Below are 18,221 nucleotides of genomic sequence, written 5' to 3'. Positions count from 1 at the left end.
GCAATCGTTTTTAATGTCGATCTTCTACCGAAATTCACGCTAAGGTAAAAAGAAATTAAAATAACACCAATACCAAATTACATCTGCCTAAACCGCCTTGCACAAGCCAGAGCCAGCAGCACTGACATTAACAACAACGCACCAAGATGACTGAACCAGCTAAACCCTAGATCTTGCGCAATGACTTTTAAACCCAACTGCGACAAATGAAAACTGGGCCATAACCAAGCAAGTTGTTGTAGCCAATCAGGAAACAGAAACAACGGCAGCCACAACCCCGATAAAAACGCCATGGGCAAATAAATAAGGTTAACCACACCCGGTGCAGCCTTATCAGACAGGCTTAAACCTAATAATAGCCCCAGCAAGGCAAAAGGCAGCGTGCCTACTAATATCGTTATCGCTAATAACAGCCATTGCCCGTAACTTAACACCACGTCGCCAAGCCCAGCACCTGTGCTAAATAACAACGCTAAAATCACCACAGAAAATACCAAACTAGTACTTAGCTTACCCAACAAATAGGCACTAAACGGCATAGGTGATAATTGCTTGAGCGTTAGCCAGCCGTGGGCGCGATCGCTGGCGATCCCGGCGGCAAAATTAAACATGGCCGGGCCCATAATACCGAAGCAGCTGTAAGTCACTAGCAGGTAATCCGCCCCGCCGCCACTTCGAAAAAACACACCAAAAAACAGATAAAACATCAGCGGAAAAGCCAATGCCGGAAATACAAAGGCCGGTGTACGCACAATACTCAATAAATCGTAGCGGGCTTCTTTGTAATACAAAGTTAAACTGCTCATAGCGCCTCCTGTGTATGGGTGAGTTGTAAAAAGGCTTGCTCTAAAGCCACGGATTTTATTTCTAAATTACCAACACTGGCATCAGCTTGTAACAGCGCCAGCACAGTACGTTCAACCGCCTGGCTCACAATGCAAAAACGTTCATGCTGTTGTTCCAGCTTCAGTACGCCTGGCAGAGCTAACAGCTGCGCTTTAGTTAAGGCGCTGGTGCAAAAAATCTGTTTGCCACTGATTTGCGCGGTAAGTTGTGCTGGACTACCGAGCCCAATGATCTTACCGCACTGCAACACGGCTATACGATCAGCTAAGTGCTCGGCTTCTTCTAAATAATGCGTGGTCAAAACCACGGCTACGCCTGCCGCTTTTAGTGAAGCAATTTGCTGCCACAGTGCACGCCTGGCTTCTACATCCATGCCTAAAGTAGGCTCGTCCAAAAACAGTAAATCGGGTTTACCCGCTAGCGCCAGCGCAAACAGCAAGCGTTGCTTTTGCCCACCTGATAAACGGCTAAAACGCTGATCCGCTTGTTCGGTTAAGCCGGCGATAGCTAACAACTCCGTCACGGTTTTACTGTTCGTGTAATAACTGCTGAATAAATCACATTGCTCGGCCACCGTTAGGTTGGCGCTGGCCGAACCAATTTGCATCATGACACCTAGCCGCTGCTTCACCGCAGCCTCGCGGGTATTGGATTGTTGCAGCTCGCTAAATATGCTAATACTGCCACTGTCTGTGCGAAGTAACCCTAAAATGGCAGCAATAAGGGTGGTTTTACCCGCACCATTTGGCCCTAAAATGGCTAATACTTCCCCTGCTGCCACCTCAAGACTTACCCCTTGCAAAGCATGGGTTCGTCCATAGCGTTTATAAAGATGATTAACCTGTAACACGGGCTGAGAAGCTATCGTCATATAACCTCCTACTGCGCCGCTAAAAATTGCTGAATTTGCTGGTTAAGCCACACCGGCGCATCCGCCATGACAAAATGCTTAGACTCGTTAGCAAAAGCAAAGCGGTGAAATTGTGTCGGTGCATTTGCTAACTGTGCTTGATAATTTGCTTTTACTTGCTCGGGAGTACTATTGGGCGACCCATTTTGCAGTGCACCGATAGTCAGAACGGGCACCTTAATATTGACTAGCTGTGGCCGCAAATCGGCCTGCATGAGCTCGGCAAATACCCGACCAGAGGTTTGCCCATCTGAACGAAACATGTCTTTAACAATACGCTGCTGCCAATCCTGGCTTGTAGCCATACTTTTTGCCATTGCCATTGGGTCAAAACCACCGTTAATAGGTACGGTGTCTTCGCGTGTTGCTGCACTGCTCATCGGCTTCGCAAAAAGTGCGCCCAGAGCCGGTAAGCCATCAACATTGACCACGCCGCCAATTTCTGATGGTGCAGTTACCGCTAATGCCAGCGCTAAATAACCGCCTAGCGAATGCCCAATAACGATAGGTTTATGAAGTTGCTGTTCGCGGATGTAACGTAATAACGCTTGCTGTTGCAGCGCAAGGTAACCATCACCCCACTGCTGGGTGGGTATGGGTTTTACCCCTGCAAAGCCGGCTAAAGTCAAAATATGCAACTGATAATCGGCCTTCAGTGCTTCCACCGTGCTTTGCCAAACCTCGCCAGATGACGCCAGCCCTGGAATTAAAATAATCGCTGGCCCCTGCCCAATCACCTTTGCCTCAAAACAAACGCAAGCTTGCTGCGCTTTAGCAGGCAGCGTGTTGGGTGTAACGGCTTGCTTTGCTTGAATAGGTAAGCTGAGCAAACTGCCAGCCAAACTTAAAGCCAAAACCCAATGACAGAGCGTGGTGTTTAATGGTTTCATCGTGTGTACCTCATCAATTTTTAGGTGTGTATTGTTGATGAAGGCAGTGTAGGAGATGACAGCAAACTGCACAGGTAACGCTTGTCAGCAATAATGGGTGACAAATGCCATCGCGTAATATGACCTTTGTCACTGGCGCTGCCTACCGCTTCCTGATTAGACTGAACCATCAGAATAATGAGGACAAGCCAATGGCACTTGATGAAAAGTTAGAGAGTAAACTTAGTTGGATTTACCTGATTAATCTGGTGTTTTACATTATCCCGCTTTTCACGGTGCGCTTTGCACTTTGGCAATACCTTAGTATGGCACTGGCATTGCTGCTGTTTTTAGCTTGTTATTTTGCTGCCTATCGCTGCAAACGGCAGCAATTACACTGGCCAATAACCGGTATAGTACTCATTGCGAGCCTGATTACCCCTATTAACGAAGGCTCCATTGCCATGTTTGCTTATGCCGGCTTTTTTATTGGTTATGCCTACGCGTTAAAACCTTATTTGCTGCTAATGAGTATGTTGGTAGCGCTTTTGGTGGTGTTGGATATCAGCTTAGGCATTGCATGGCCGCTATTTTTGATTATGGGTGTGCCCATCGTGTTGGCGGTAAGCCTACTTGGCCGCGCCGAACAAGCCAAACTGCGGCACCGCCTGGCCGAACATAAAAGCGAAGACGAAATTAAACAACTTGCTGCCATGGTCGAGCGCGAACGCATTGGTCGTGATTTACACGACATTCTTGGTCACACCTTATCCAGTATTGTTTTAAAAGCCGATTTAGCCGAAAAGTTGCTATCGCATCAAAAAACGGCTGAAGCGCAGCAACATCTTATGGAGTTAAGCCAGATCGCCCGCGATGCCTTAAGCCAGGTTAGGCAAAGCGTGTCAGGGTATAAGCATCAGGGCTTAGCCGCAGAAGTCACTAAATTATTGGCACGCCTGCGCGATGCAGGCTGTAAAGCCGAACTGGTTGGCACGATCCCGGTGCTGGATAAACGACGTGAAACCACCATGCTACTGGCCTTAACTGAGCTAGTCACCAATGTCATGCGCCACAGTAAAGCCGATCGCTGTCAAATCAGCTTTAGCCAGCAATCTGATTGCCTTAAAGTAGAAGTGACAGACAATGGCAAAGCCAGCAATCTTAAGGAAGGCAATGGCTTACAAGGGCTACGACAGCGTTTAGCCGCAGTGGGCGCCAGCTTACGTTTGCAACAACACGAGGGCGTAACGGCTTTAATTGAGCTGCCGCTTAGGGAGAACAACCTATGAATATTTTACTGGCTGAAGATCAGGCCATGGTGCGCACGGCATTGGCGACCCTGCTGCAACTGGAAGCTGACTATTCGGTAACCGAAGCTGCTGACGGCAATACCGCGCTCGCACTGTTAAAAAAACAAAGGTTTGATTTGCTGTTAAGCGATATAGAAATGCCAGGTCATACCGGGATTGAACTAGCGCAATATGTTCAACAACAAAAATTAGCCACCAAAGTCGTGATTATTACTACCTTTGGCCGTGCTGGCTATGTGAAGCGCGCTATTGACGCAGGCGTGGGTGGTTTTTTATTGAAAGACGCGCCGGTCGCAGAATTGGTCAACGCTATATCGCAAGTGATGGCAGGCAAACGGGTCATAGACAGTGAATTGTTGTTAAACTCGTTAGGCGATCAAGATCCGTTGAGCGAAAAAAGAGCGCCAAGCTTTGCGCTTAGCGACTGAGGGGCTAAGCACCAGTGAGATTGCCGCAGCATTGTATATCGCCGAAGGCACTGCCCGTAATTACTTATCTGAAGCCATTAGTAAACTGAACGCCAGTAACCGTATTGACGCAGCGCGCATTGCGCGACATAAAGGGTGGTTGTAATAAGGTTATCACGCAAAACTTAAGGGCGGGATGCAGTCTGACACTGCTAAAGACAACAAAACTCAAAAGGTCATAAGTTAAGCCATTACACGCGGTATCATTGGCCGCGTGTTTAAATGAATCTTGGTTAAAATGACTAAAAACCCTTAAAGCATGGGACGAAACTTAGCCGCATCAATTATTGACCATAAGTGCGCTATGGCAGCGATAATAGCCGGTATCACCAACCAAAAGGTGGCATAACCCACAGCACAAATAACAAAAAACACAATAGCCGCTAAAATACGGCCTTGGACCAGCTGCCCTAACCCGGGGATAAACACATTACACAAGGCGGCGATAACGTTGCCACCTGAGCCCTGACCTGCCATAACGTACTCCTGACGAATGATATTTACTGTTGTTGAATTTATTGTTTTAACGCTGCCACAAACTGTTCGCTTTGTTTAATTGCGGTATTCATCTCAGCAATCAGTTGGTTAATGTCTTTTTGAATGGAATTAAACTCACCTTTTAACGCCCCAATCGCTTTGGCGTTTAGGTTATGCTTTAAATACAGAGTGTTATCTTGCAGTGACGCCAGCACAGGCTGCATGCTGTCTTCGGCGCGGCGCATGGTTTTCAGTAAACTGGTGTACTGGCGTTTCGTGGCAGCCAGCTTAAGCGCACTGTTGCGTTTCAGTTTATCGTTGCTGTAAAGATCCAGCTCATCTTGCCACTCGTCAAATAAGGCATCGGCTACCGATTCGATACTGTCGATGCGGCCACTTACCTCTGCGGCGGCTTTGCTACAGGCCTGAAACTCGCTGTCGGTCGCTTCATACATACGCTGTAAGTCGCCACCATCGAACTTTATTAAGCTGCTGAACTGTTCTAGCGCTGACTTAAACTGTTGCTGCGCCTCTTGCTGCGATTGCTGCGCTTCTTCTACCCGATCAACTAAAATATCGCGCTTATGTACGCCGACCTTTTCCATCGCCGAATAATAGGCGCTTTGACAGCCCGTTAAAGTAAAGAAAATGAGCAAAATTAACCATAGATAACGCATAAGATCAGTCCTTTGCAAAAACCAGACAACTGATAATAACCACTAAACGTGATTTGAACAAATCTTAAGTCTGCTTACTTTGGCATAACGCTTTTAATTTCCCTACGCAGCTGCATATTCGTTTTGAAACGTATTAAGCTTTACGCTGCATCTTACAAGGCCTAATGCTTTTAATTTTCCCCCCTTAATGAAAGAAAAAGGTCAATGAACAGCTGTTTTAGGCTATAGTTTAATTCTGAGTACAACAATTTAAACAGCGGGATGGATTTATGTTAAAAAAGGTAAGCTTTTTAGCTCTTTTTTTATTCGCGATGACCAGTTATTCGGCTAATGCATTACTAATAAAAGTTGATTTTACCTCTACCTCGACTGATATGTGGGGAAACACCACATCTGCTTTCGACGTTACCCAAGCAGGATTCGCAGCAAGCACCTTTAATTCATTAACGGATGCCATCATGACAGCCGTTCGAAATGATTTTTACAATAGTAGTCTTTATGGCTTTATCAGCAACGATAAACAATTAAATATTGATTTTATAAAAGCAGCTGTCACTGACGATGTATCCGCTATCGATCCGAACCACTATACTATTCAAGTGGGTTCTCGTCTTTCTGGCCCATACAATGGGCTCGGCGTAGCATGTTATATCTGTGTTTCTCGCTCAACAATTGCGCCAAACACTATTTTTGGGTCGATCTTTTCTAATAACATTTTTTCTGCCCTTACCATTAATGCAGGTTTCTCTTGGGATACTAACGAAGCCGTTAATGCGATTGCAGGAACCTTATCACATGAAATTGGGCATGGCTTAGGATTAGTTCATCCAACGCTAGCGCAACCTAACCCAGGCGAATCAGCATGGGGCTTAATGGCAACTGGAGCGGCCCCCTCTAATATGCCTAATAGCGAAAGGTTAAAAGATAGAGCCTTTAGCTATGAGAATATGGGAATTTTAGTCAATAACTTAGGTGAAAGATCAGCAGCGGTATCAGAACCCCCTGCAATAATCTTGTTTTTATCTGCCTGCTTAATGCTGTTTTTCCAATTAAGAAAGAAAAATAATCAAGCTAGTTTAATGGGTTAATCACCACATCACTTGGGCTATTTAATTTAAATAGCCCCGTTTCTATTTCTTTAGTAAGAAACCAAGTACCTTTCATACCTACCTCAACGTTAATATCTTGGCTATTCAACATCCCATAAGGCCAATAATAACCCACTGACACTAATATAAATTCAGCGTTCGAATTGCCTTTGCTGATATTTTGAATTGCAAGAATAGCGACCTTTCGCTCGTACAAATCTTCTGAAAACTTTAGCGGTACTAAACTAACAACCTCAGCACTCACAACTAAAACAGCCTGCTGTTCGCGCTCTTCGATTGTTAGATAAAGCTCATCAGCTGCACTATTCCCATTAAATACAATAATAACAAAAAGTAGTGCTCTCAATAGGTAAGGTACTTTCATTAATTCTCTCGTATGAATTTTATGCTTAAGCGCTATCGATAAAAGCTTTGCGAGCTTAACGAGCTTAACGAGCTTAATTTGATAGCAAAACTGCATAACACATTTAAAAAATTCAGTTTTCTCAGAGCAGAAAATAGCGAGTTTTGGAAGTTAACTTAAACGGCTTCACTGGCCATCTGCTCCCTATCAAACGTTGAAAGCGCCCTTAAACTTTGGCGTAACGCCTTTAATTTCCCAACACAGCTGCATATTCGTTTTGAAACGTATTACGGCTTCACAATACCATTTTTAAGCCCTTCCCCCGTGAGGGGTATTAGCAAAGCGCCGACGCAGCGCCACTAACACTAACAACCAAAGTGCCGACAGGTTACTGCTACCGCCGCCTGAACTGCTGTTACTTTCGGCGTTGCCACCCGATGCTGGAGCACTAGAGGCGTTAATAGTGACACTGACACTATTATTGGTGCCAATCACTTGGCTGTTGCCCGTTAAGCGCACGGTTAAAGTTTCAGCAGGTTCGGCAAGCAAATCGGCTGAGGCCGCAACATTAATGGTTTTACTCAGCTCACCATTGGCAAACACCACTTCACGGTTTATTGGGGTAAAATCGTCAGCAGTGGCACTGCCAGCTTCAGCCAACACCGTAACGCTAATTTGACCATCCGCACCATTTGTACGATTAAGCGTTAAATTGGCATTCTCACCTTCAGATAACTGCAACGTGTTTTGTGAAAAGTTAATCACACCGGGATTACCCATGTCATCTGAGGTTATTGTCACGGTTTGCGATGTGGCATTGCTGGCAATACTCACGCCATAAGGATGGATCAGCTCTACAACGAACACCTCATCTTGCTCAAACACCGTATCTTGGAAGGTTGCTACGCTCACTTGGCTTGTGGTGTTGCTGCCATCAAAGTAGACACTTTGAAGCGTTGACTGAAAATCGGTGAGATCCGCAGTAGCTTTGCGCGTAATTAACTGCACAACATCACCTAATGCCGCACCCGACCAGTTTACTTCAACGATTAAGGTTTGCCCTTCAGTGATCACTGCACTCGGCAGCGATAAAGCAACAGTGCCAGAGGCAGCTTTTGCAGGTTTATTGTTGGTGAAGGGGCGCTGACGATTTGGGATCAGACTGACAATGGCTTCTTTATAAGCTCGTGCGGCATCCGCTTCTTCATTTACCCCACAAGCTACGCCTTGGCTGTTGCTTACTAAAGGCGATGAAAAAAAACCTTCGCTGCGATTACCATTAGCACTTTTCATAATACTGTCAAAGTTACCACAGGTGCTACCACGAGCGAATGGCGCAGCTAAAAGCGTGCGCTCAGCCGTGGTGTAACTATTATAACTTTCGGTATCATGAATAAAACCATCGTTGTGCCCTAGCTCGTGCGCTAAGGTACGGTCAGCTAAACCGAGCCCAACCGGAGAGACCCAAGAATATTTACCGCTTACTTCAGCCAAACCAATAGAGGCGACAATATCCGGGTAATAACGGTTAAGTGCCACGACATAAGAGGTATCGTAGTAAAAACTAAAATCATAGGTTCTGTTGAAATACACACTGCGTAAATTAGTAATCCGTTCATCGCGCTCCGCTTTATCGTCGTAAACTAAATCAGCGGGTATCGCCACCACCCCCGCAATTCTGCGGCGCAATGGAATATCTTGACGACGAAAACTATCATTATTAATCTTCACCGCCCCTTCGACATAAGCAAGCAGCTGCTCAACATCATTCTGAAAGTAATCCAGCATGTCGTTTGAGTAGAAAAACACCACATCATGCACTAGAGCTTCCGATTCTAAATGTGTCTGCGCCGGATAAGTAAAGCCGTTTGACTGCAATAACAGGGGTGGCGCATTAACATCAAGTGTACGATCAGGATAAGACTCGGCAAAAGCCATAACTGACGATAGCGCTAACAGCGAAAAACTGAGGGTCTTTAGCATAAAATACGTTTCCTAAGTTGTTTATTCACAGAAGGAAACGTGGTCGCTCAGCGAACCTGCTCCTTAACAGATGCGTCATACTCAACTTGTACAACTATGCCGTTTTTTCAAGGCGACGGCTCAAGCCTATTTATAAAACGCTAACCCCTACTGCATCGGATCAAACAAAGAATGACCAACAGCCATTTGAGCGATAAAACAAGAGCGTAGCTGTGATGAAATCTCGGCAGAGAGTTAAAAAATAAAGTATAGCTCATCGCACGAGCAAAAGGCGTTAATCGTGTTTTGAACGCAGCGACTTCAGAGCGCGCTTGGCATAACCAAACCTTTAATCGGTATAGATATGCTTAGGCAACACAAAGGTTTTATGCTTCTGGCTGAGTGGCAACAAACTGACATCAACAGCACTTCTGCACAGCAGTATCAATATAGTGGGGGATATTTTGAGACGAGCGAATGACTCTCGGGACAAAACAGAAAGTATAAAAATGGCAGCCTTAGTGGCATCAGTAGCAAAAACGACTGAGAGCTAACGGCAGGCATCAGCAGATTTAACCTGACACAAGAACAAAGCCGCGCCGCAGTATATTCTTTTGGTTTACGTTATTACCCCAGTAAAAACATTAAGCTGATGGCGAATATCTTAAACGCTAAGTCTATCAAAAAAGTTAAAGCGCTGGGCTTTGGTAACGCCATTTCGTTACGAGCCCAGCTAAACTTTTAAAGCAGCACACGTTCTTGAATTTTGCTTGAGCGCAGCATTTTCTTTCAAAGGCCCATCAGTTTTAAAGAGATTTGCTATTAACAATTCAACTTTCAAGACCTTCCTAAGTAAGTGCAAGCACCTCACCACATCAGTATTGTTTGCATTTTGCAGGGTATCAACTGTCGATTTGCTTGATTAATTTTGCAACATGTTCAATTTTTTGAACCGTATCTTTAACTAATACCTTAATTTCATTAGATGAATCTTTTGAGTTCCCCGCCAAGTTTCTTACTTCATCGGCAACAACGGCGAAACCACGCCCTACCTCACCAGCACGAGCCGCTTCAATTGCTGCATTTAAAGCCAATAGATTGGTTTGCTCAGAAATACCATTGATAGTAGCAACAATATTACTGATGGTTTGACTGGTTTTAACCAAGCTCTCCATAGAAACTTGTGTTTCATTAACAGCTCTTTTGCGGATACTGACATCTATAGCAAAAAAGACCAAACGCCCTATCTCACCCGAAAAACTGCGTAATACACACATCCGTGCATCAAATGCTTTAAAGTTACTACCATGACCTACTTCAAATAGTTTCGAAACATAACCTTCATTTTCAAGTGCGGCTTGTTCTTCTTGGCTTAACGCTTTAAAAACATGTGGTGCAAATTCTGACACTGACATTAGGCCTTTTAATGTGTCAGTGAGTAAATGATTTGCCTCAATCAATTCACCTTGTGGCGTAATCTCCATAATACAAAGCGCTTCACCAATAGCATTAAGTCTGTTGGTAAAATCTAACGCCATTTGTTTCACTTTAGTAATATCAGCCTGAACGGCGATAAAATTCACTAACACGCCATCGATGATTACAGGGTTAATCGATAATGACGTCCAGTATGGCTTACCATCTTTTCTATAATTCAAAACTTCATCGTAAAATGGCGTGCGTTCGCGCAAGTGCTTTCTAATGGTGTTGATAGTCTCTGGATTGGTTTCTTTACCTTGCAAAACCTTTCCAGGTTTTTTGCCTTTCACTTCCGCTAAGGTATAACCAGTCAATCGCACAAAGCCATTGTTAACGTATTCAATGAGGCCATCAGCATCACTGATAATTACCGCATTATCTGTCTCATTTGCGACAAGAGAAAACATTCGCTGCATCTCTCTTTTTTCTACTTCTTCGGTTACATCACGTAAAAAAGCCGTGTATAAGGTGCGGCCGCCTAATTTAACTCTCGACAGGGATAGGCTTCCCCATAAAGTGCTGCCATCTTTACGAAAAATTTCTACTTCTCGGCTCGTGCCAACAATTTTATCCTGACCCGTTTTTCGGTTAGCGTTTACAAAATCATCATGTCTAGATTGAATGGCTTGCGGCACCAACATTCTGACGTTTTGCCCAAGAACTTCAGCACGTTGATATCCCCACAACTTTTCAGCAGCAGAATTATAAAAGGTAATATTATTGTTCTCATCAATTGACACAACAGCGTCTAAGGCTTGTTCAAGTATTTGCTCGACCGTTAGACGAGCCTCACGCTCGGCACTGACATCTCTGACAAAAGCGGTGTAATGTTTTTTACCACCAACCATCACTTGTGACAAAGAAAGCTGAACCCAAATCCGCTTACCGGCTTTTGTTTCTAGCTCGACTTCTCGCGAGCTACCCACAATTTTATTTTGGTCTGTGGTGCGATGATGATTGACGTAAGAATCATGGTTTGATTTATGTTCTTGCGGGACTAATATTCTGATGTTTTTGCCCAGCACTTCGTTTGGTTCATAGCCCCAAAGCTTCTGTGCAGCCGCATTATAAAAAGTAATATTATTTTTCTCGTCAATGGTAACAATAGCAATAATGGCTTGCTTTAACGCTTGTTCTGCAGCTGAGGTTGTAAAATTAAACATATGATTATCCTAAGCACTGAAATAATACGATAGTTAAATTTAAGGTGTAGAAAAAACAATTTATCAAGGGCAAAATAATTTGAACATTTTTAGTTTAGCAGCTGTTACTAAAAGGGGATGAAAATAATGCTTAGGCTAATTAGTCAGTTATAACAACAAGGCTTTATAGCCGACTGACATAGCATCAGGCCTTAAATTTTGCCTCAATGCAGCACTTCTAATTCATATCTCATTTGTTCCATAAGTTTTTGCTTTGACACCATTTAACTTTTCAAACTTAACCTTATCAGCGTAATCAAGCGAAAAAGCAAAACCTGTGCAGCTTTATCAGTTGAGCTGCACAGGTAAAAGCCCATCAGTTACTCAAATTGCTCCGCATGCTCTAGCTCGGTTTTCAAGCGCTTGTTTTCATCCGCTCTGGGTTTGGCAAAACGTGCTAAGGCTAGGTACAACACTGGTGTCAAATACAGCGTGAATAACACGGCAATGCCTAAACCACCGAAGACCACCCAACCAATGGCGTTGCGCGCTTCAGCGCCCGCGCCGGTAGATAAAATCAAGGGTAAAGCACCCAATAAAGTAGAAAGCAGCGTCATGGTGATGGGGCGTAAGCGAATACTGGCCGCACGCTCTACCGCTTGGCGCACATTAAGACCTTGGTCACGCAACTGATCAGCAAACTCAACCAACAAAATGGCATTTTTCGCTAATAAGCCAATCAGCATCACCAAGCCTATTTGCGAGTAAATGTTGATCGAGGTGCCGGTTAAAAACAGCGCGAATAACGCTGCGGCAATACCAAAGGGAACCGTAGCCATGACCACTACGGCACTATTCACACTTTCAAACTGCGCGGCTAATACCAACAACACGATGACAAAAGCCAGCACATAGGTCATGGTGACTTCGCGGGCCGTTTCCTCGAACGTTTGTGCTTCACCCAAAAAGATTAAGCCAATATTATCGGGTAAATGTTGCTCCGCCAACTCACGCAACTGCGCTACCGCTTCTTGCAGCGGCAATTCTGGTGGTAACTCCAAATCAAGCTCAATAGCACGACGCTGCGCTTGGCGTTCAAGCTCAGCGGCAACGCCCTCTTCAGAAATAGAAGCCAAGCTTGATAACGGCACTAAGCCACCATCCCGAGAACCCACATATAAATTGGCCAGATCAGACGGATCATTTATTTTTGAAGTTTGCGCTTGCAAGATAATCGGCACAGCTTGATCGCCAACATTTAAGTCGGCTAAGTCATCGCCATTAATCGCTACTCTTAAGGTGGTAGCGATATCGGATAACGGCACACCTAATTCTTGCGCCCGACGTCTGTCAATGTTCACTCTAAGCTGAGGCTGGGTCGGTTGATACGAAATACGTGGCATACCCAGTTCGGGGATTTGCTGCTGGATCACATTAGCAAAAGCCTGGGCTGCAGCAAATATTTCACCGTAGCTTTGCCCAGTTAAAGCTAATTCCAGCCCACCGCCTTGGCCACGTAAATTCAAACTGTTTGAACCAAAAGCCCGCGCTGGCGCACCCGGTATCGCAGCCAATGGCCCACGGATCTTATTAATAATCTCTTGTTGTGAACGCTTACGCTCATCCCAGTGTTTTAATGGCACCGTAATGAAGGTGAGGTTAGGATCCCACTGGCCGACAACCGTATAAATAGAATCGATATCACCACCGTTGACATAAGGCAGCAAAATATCTTCCATTTTATCCGCTTGGCGATCCATAAAATTCAAGCCCACACCATCAGGGCCACGGGCAAAAACACGGATGCTACCGCGATCTTCTGTGGGAAGCAGCTCGTTATCCAGCACACTCACCACAGTCAGTGCGGCGGTTGCAGCTAGCACGCTGGCTAAAAATACCCACCATGCCTTATCTAAGGCAAAGTGTAAGCTGCGTTGATACCCCTGCAAAATGTTGTTACCGAACGTCGCTAAACGCGATTGACCGCCTGATTTAATTGGCAACCTCGCAGTTAGTGCGGGCACCAGTGATAACGCCACAAAAGACGAAATAATCACTGCGATAGCCAAAACACCACCAAATTCGCGGAATAACTGACCAGCGGTAGAAGGTAAAAAAGCGATAGGCACAAACACCGCCACTAATACAGCAGTGGTGGCCACCACAGCAAAGAACACTTCACGCGTGCCAATAACGGCGGCAGCGCGCGCGCCCAACCCCATAGCTCGGCGCCGCTGAATGTTTTCGGTTACCACGATGGCATCGTCCACAATTAAACCCGTGGCTAAAACAAGTGCAAGCAAGGTTAAGATATTAATTGAAAAACCCATTAACCAAATGGCCGCTAAAGCCCCAATCAGCGACACAGGGATTGACAAAGCCGGAACGATGGTGGCACGGCCAGAGCCGATAAACAGCCACAAGGTGGCAATAACCATTAAGATGGTCAGCACCAAAGAGGTCAACACTTCTTTCACCGAGCTGCGGATAAACTCGGCATCATCCGAGGTCACTTGTAATTCTAAATCAGGGAAGCGCTTTTCCAGTTGCTTCACCATGGCTAACACTTCGTCTGAGATCTCAATGGTATTGGAGCGAGCCTGCCGGATCACCCCTAACCCAATCACCGGTTTACCATCTAGCCGAACTAAACTGCCTGCATCTGCCGGGCCAAAATACACGGTGGCCACATCACCAATTCGGGTGTTACCACTGACAATAATATCGGCAATTTGCTCTGCAGTAATCGACGTAGCATCTGCACGCACAATAAGCTGCTGATCGGTGGATTTCATGCTGCCCGCAGGCACATCAAAAGGCGCTAAGCGCAGTGCTGCAGCCACGTCAGTAACCGATAAGTTAAAACTGGTTAAACGCAGTGGATCGAGCAAAACGCGCAGCACGCGTTCGCGGTCGCCATTTAAGCGCACATCAGCCACACCCGGAATGCTTAAAAACATCGGTGCTAAATCCGTTTCAACGCGTTCGGTTAAACTTTCCAGATCCAAGGTTTTACTCGACACGGCTAAACTCACCACCGACTCCGCATCATTATCCGCTTTGATAATGGCTAAACGTTCCACACCATTCGGTAATTCGCGCTGCACTCGACTGACAGCTTCACGCGTTTCATTGGCGGCGTCATCTAAATTAGTACCGGGTCTAAACTCAACGCGAATACGAGAGCTGCCCTCTTCGCTTGAGGCATTTATAGATTTAACACCACTGACCCGTGCCACTGCCCCTTCTAGTTTACTGGTGACTTCGGTATCCACGGTTTCTGGCGAACCGCCTGGGTAAGCGGCCGTTACGGACACTATTGGTCTGTCAACATCTGGCAATTCTCGTACTTCAATGGCATTCAACGCCGCTAAACCCGCGATGATAATCAGCAGATTTAACACCACAATTAACACGGGACGGCGGATCGATAACGACGGTAAATCGTTCTGGATATTCGGCTGGCTCATAAGACACTGCCCTCGGTAGCAACAGCGGTTACTGCCTGGCCATTGCGTAAGCTCTGCACGCCTTCAACGATCAGCATATCACCGGCGTTTAAGGCGCCCGCGACTAATAAACGGCCGCTGAGTCGCTGCATAATTTGTACATCAACCCGCTCCGCTTTGTTATCTTGCATGAGCCAGACATAAGCGCTGGTTGCTCCCCACAGTAGCGCGGCTTCTGGCACCACGGCGTAGCTATCACCCTTCAACTCTAAAATCACTCGAAAGCTCATACCAGGCCGATACTGGTCTTGGGCGTTATCAAGCAGGGCTCTGGCACGAATGCTACGATTGGCGGTATCGATACGTGAATCCACTTGGCTGATTACCGCCGCTATCGTTTCACCTTGCGATAACCAAGGCTGTAACGACACCGAACCCTGTGCCGATAAAATGGGTAAGGCGGCTTCTGGCGCCACAAAATTAACCAGTAATTGTTCACGATTATCTAAAGTGGTGATCGGAGTTTGCAAGGTGATGCGATCACCCGCTTCGACATCCGTAAGCCCTACTACGCCGCTAAAGGGTGCGCGTACCGTTCGATCTTCAAGATTGGTTTTGGCTTCGGCCATTTGTACTTTTAATAAGTCGCGGTTAGTAATAGCGTCATCTAAATCACTTTGCGCGATAGCGCCTCGCTGGCGACTTTCTTGTAAACGGTTAACGGTGCGCTCGGCATCCGCTAATTGGATTGTGGCACGATCCACGGCGACTTGTTGCCGGCGATCGTCTAATTGCAGCAACACATCACCCTGTTCAACGAACTGTCCGGGTAAAAAATTTACTGCGGTGACTTTATCGGCAACAGCAGGATAAATCACCACTGAGCGCAAGGCCTCGGCTGTACCCACCGCTTCGATGCGGCTGCTTTGCTGCTCGAAACTCAATGGCATAACAATAACTTGTGCAGCCTGCCCTCCCCTAGCTTGCTGTGCCTGTGCCGGGCTAAAAAAGACAATAGCCAAACTGACTATAATTAGCCGAAAAAGTGTCATGTGAAGTCCTTTGCATAATTAAGTTAACCCAGACGATACGCACTTTTTAACGGTGATGATCAAAAAAGGCTGTTTATACGCGATAAACAGCCTTTTTGAGGAGATAGCTGGTCAGTATGGTAATACTGGCTTAGCTCGCTTTGACTTGAGCAATCCAATTGTTGACGCGTTTTTCCAGCACCGCTAGCGGCAAGGCACCGCCACTAAGCACGGTGTCATGGAAAGCGCGAATATCGAAACGCTCACCCAGTTGCTGCTGCGCGTGGCTGCGTAATTCCAGTATTTTGATCATGCCAATTTTATAGGCGGTCGCTTGCCCAGGCCACACAATATAACGTCGAACTTCTGATCGCACCGCTTCGTTGGCTATCGGAGTTTTTGCTAAGAAGTATTCAATAGCCTCCTGCTCAGTCCAGCCTTTACTATGTAAACCGGTATCTACCACTAAACGCACTGCGCGCCATATCTCGGTAATTAAACGGCCAAAATCTGAATAAGGGTTTTCATAAGCGCCCATTTCTTTCGCTAACAATTCTGAATACAGCGCCCAACCTTCGACATAAGCGGTAAAACCGGTTTGGGTGCGGAAAGTCGGTACCGAGGTAAGCTCTTGTGCAATGGAGATTTGCATATGGTGGCCAGGGCTACCCTCATGATAAGCGATGGCTTCCATTTCGTTTTTTGGCATGGCGCGCATATCAGATAAATGCGCGTAGTAAATGCCCGGTCTGGCACCATCAGGCGTGCCAGGAAAATAATGCTGCGCTGCGCCTGGCTGCTCACGAAATGCCTCTACCCGTTTCACGATCAATCCTGCCTTGGGTAAAATGCCAAAATACTCAGGTAATTTTTCTTCAATAAAAGCCAGATATTGCCGTGAGTCGGCAAGGTAGCCTTCCCGCCCTTCATCGGTATTGGGATAGTAAAATTGATCGTCTGCTTTAATAAATTTGAAAAAGGCCGCTAAATCACCGTCAAACCCCACCTTATCTTTAATGGCAATCATCTCTTTCGTCAGGCGTTCAACTTCATCTAGGCCAATCTGATGAATTTGCTCAGCGGTTAACGAGGTAGTAGTGGAAACATTTAGCATGTAATCGTAATAAGCAACACCGTTTTCTTGCTTGCCCACACCCGTCGAAATCTCGTCGGTGTTGCTCACGTCCTCTGCTAACCATTGTTTTAATACGGTATAAGCGGGTAAAAAATGCTGCTGCAGCGCCACTTTGGCATCATTGGTCAGTTGCTCGGCTTCTTTATCACTGAGTTTATCCGCGCTGGTCAGTGCGGCGATCTTCGCTTTCGCATCGCTCCACAATGGGATATCTTGCGGCGCATCGAGCAATGGCGCACCGGTGATCAAATTATCGATTTGCTCAATGATCCCTTCATAGGCAAAACGAGGCGCCCGAAAACCCTCTGCTGCATTGGCCTTGGTGCGCTCCAGTAATTGCATAATCGCGCGGCTGATGCCTTCGATACGCGACACATAGGCCTGCATATCTTCTTTGTTATCCACTTTGTGAAAATTAATCAGCATTTGTGGTAACAACGCATGCATACCTTGCATCTGGTTGAATACATAAGTGTTCTTGCGAAATTGCACGCCGTTTTTTGCTTGTTCGTACTGATAAACCCAGATGTCGTAAGAGGTTTGTGCTTCTAAATCAAGTTGGCTGTAATCAAAGCTGCTGGTCAGTTCTGCCACTGTAGCCGCTAACCAAGCCAATTGCGCCTCTTCTGCTGCGATTGAGACATCATCGACTTGGTTGTATAAGTCTTTGCGCCCCAACATGGTCAAACGTAATGGGCTTTGCTGTAACTGTTCTTCGTACTTTGTTTCAAACCACTGATTCAGTCGTGCTGTTTCAGAAATTTGTGGTTGTGCGGCAACGGTATCCACAGTTTGACTAGTTTGTGTAGTTGGCGCTTCGCCACAACCGGCCAGAAAAGCGGCTAAACCTAAAGCAATTAAAGACTTACGCATGGTTAAAATCCTTGTTGAGGAGCTGATGTCCTCTCAAGACTAACGCGTATAAGCCGGTTAGTCTAAAGAATTTGTGTTGCAGAGTGTTGCGAGAAAGGTGCTGAGCCTTGCGCTGGCGATAACAAAGGGCTGCGCCTGACGG

Annotated in this window: 13 protein-coding genes and 2 pseudogenes; 4 read left to right on the top strand and 11 right to left on the bottom strand. The window is 45.9% G+C overall.

The window, feature by feature from the left end; genetic code table 11:
* Nucleotides 1–77: 77 nt before the first annotated feature.
* Genes ACUJFL_RS06690 through ACUJFL_RS06680 form a run of 3 tightly spaced genes read right to left on the bottom strand, consistent with a single transcriptional unit; the run spans nt 78 to nt 2,646 of the window.
* The gene (locus ACUJFL_RS06690) at nt 78–806 is read right to left on the bottom strand and encodes an ABC transporter permease (protein WP_445428788.1); all 729 of its coding nucleotides are present in this window, start codon (nt 804–806) and stop codon (nt 78–80) included.
* Entirely contained in the window at nt 803–1,717 is a 915-nt protein-coding gene (locus ACUJFL_RS06685; RefSeq protein WP_445428787.1) for an ABC transporter ATP-binding protein, read from the bottom strand. Before ACUJFL_RS06685 ends, ACUJFL_RS06690 begins: the two co-directional genes overlap by 4 nt.
* Nucleotides 1,718–1,725: 8 nt before the next feature.
* Nucleotides 1,726–2,646, bottom strand: coding sequence for an alpha/beta fold hydrolase (locus tag ACUJFL_RS06680; protein ID WP_445428786.1), 921 nt, complete (start codon nt 2,644–2,646; stop codon nt 1,726–1,728).
* Between the two features lie 191 nt (nt 2,647–2,837).
* On the opposite strand from ACUJFL_RS06680, the gene ACUJFL_RS06675 reads away from it, so the two are divergent.
* Together ACUJFL_RS06675 and ACUJFL_RS06670 are read left to right on the top strand one after the other, a co-directional pair.
* On the top strand, nt 2,838–3,914 hold the full coding sequence (locus ACUJFL_RS06675; RefSeq protein WP_445428785.1) for a sensor histidine kinase: 1,077 nt from the start codon (nt 2,838–2,840) through the stop codon (nt 3,912–3,914).
* Nucleotides 3,911–4,508, top strand: a pseudogene (locus ACUJFL_RS06670) (response regulator transcription factor). The gene ACUJFL_RS06675 and the pseudogene ACUJFL_RS06670 overlap by 4 nt, the downstream one beginning before the upstream one ends.
* Before the next feature lie 146 nt (nt 4,509–4,654).
* On the opposite strand, the gene ACUJFL_RS06665 reads toward ACUJFL_RS06670, so the two are convergent.
* Together ACUJFL_RS06665 and ACUJFL_RS06660 are read right to left on the bottom strand one after the other, a co-directional pair.
* The gene (locus ACUJFL_RS06665; protein WP_445428784.1) at nt 4,655–4,879 is read right to left on the bottom strand and encodes a hypothetical protein; all 225 of its coding nucleotides are present in this window, start codon (nt 4,877–4,879) and stop codon (nt 4,655–4,657) included.
* A 38-nt stretch (nt 4,880–4,917) separates the two neighbouring features.
* Complete coding sequence (locus ACUJFL_RS06660; protein ID WP_445428783.1) at nt 4,918–5,556, bottom strand: DUF2959 domain-containing protein; 639 nt, start codon at nt 5,554–5,556, stop codon at nt 4,918–4,920.
* 269 nt (nt 5,557–5,825) lie between these two features.
* Between ACUJFL_RS06660 and ACUJFL_RS06655 the strand changes: the two genes are divergently transcribed.
* Nucleotides 5,826–6,644: a zinc-dependent metalloprotease family protein gene (locus ACUJFL_RS06655; RefSeq protein WP_445428782.1), complete on the top strand. Its 819-nt coding sequence runs from the start codon at nt 5,826–5,828 to the stop codon at nt 6,642–6,644.
* On the opposite strand, the gene ACUJFL_RS06650 is transcribed toward ACUJFL_RS06655, so the two are convergent.
* Nucleotides 6,628–7,029 carry a hypothetical protein gene (locus ACUJFL_RS06650; RefSeq protein ID WP_445428781.1) on the bottom strand — a complete coding sequence of 134 codons (402 nt, stop codon included), beginning with the start codon at nt 7,027–7,029 and terminating at the stop codon, nt 6,628–6,630. The genes ACUJFL_RS06655 and ACUJFL_RS06650 overlap by 17 nt on opposite strands.
* 288 nt (nt 7,030–7,317) lie before the next feature.
* Nucleotides 7,318–8,991 (bottom strand): Calx-beta domain-containing protein, encoded by a 1,674-nt coding sequence (locus ACUJFL_RS06645; RefSeq protein WP_445428780.1) that lies wholly within the window; start codon nt 8,989–8,991, stop codon nt 7,318–7,320.
* Nucleotides 8,992–9,529: 538 nt separating this feature from the next.
* On the opposite strand from ACUJFL_RS06645, the pseudogene ACUJFL_RS06640 reads away from it, so the two are divergent.
* Nucleotides 9,530–9,715, top strand: a pseudogene (locus tag ACUJFL_RS06640) (porin); the annotation flags it as partial.
* 157 nt (nt 9,716–9,872) lie between these two features.
* On the opposite strand, the gene ACUJFL_RS06635 reads toward ACUJFL_RS06640, so the two are convergent.
* From ACUJFL_RS06635 to ACUJFL_RS06620, 4 genes are all read right to left on the bottom strand, one after another.
* Nucleotides 9,873–11,612: a PAS domain S-box protein gene (locus ACUJFL_RS06635; protein WP_445428779.1), complete on the bottom strand. Its 1,740-nt coding sequence runs from the start codon at nt 11,610–11,612 to the stop codon at nt 9,873–9,875.
* 359 nt (nt 11,613–11,971) lie between these two features.
* Nucleotides 11,972–15,061 (bottom strand): efflux RND transporter permease subunit, encoded by a 3,090-nt coding sequence (locus ACUJFL_RS06630; protein ID WP_445428778.1) that lies wholly within the window; start codon nt 15,059–15,061, stop codon nt 11,972–11,974.
* The gene (locus ACUJFL_RS06625) at nt 15,058–16,092 is read right to left on the bottom strand and encodes an efflux RND transporter periplasmic adaptor subunit (RefSeq protein ID WP_445428777.1); all 1,035 of its coding nucleotides are present in this window, start codon (nt 16,090–16,092) and stop codon (nt 15,058–15,060) included. The genes ACUJFL_RS06630 and ACUJFL_RS06625 overlap by 4 nt, the downstream gene beginning before the upstream one ends.
* Nucleotides 16,093–16,222: 130 nt before the next feature.
* Nucleotides 16,223–18,079, bottom strand: a complete 1,857-nt coding sequence (locus tag ACUJFL_RS06620) for a DUF885 domain-containing protein (RefSeq protein ID WP_445428776.1) — start codon at nt 18,077–18,079, stop codon at nt 16,223–16,225.
* Between the last annotated feature and the right edge of the window lie 142 nt (nt 18,080–18,221).

It is taken from the genome of Alishewanella sp. HL-SH05, assembly GCF_052655985.1.
Note: the sequence above shows the minus strand (reverse complement) of the source record. Positions and strands in the feature narration are given on the sequence as shown.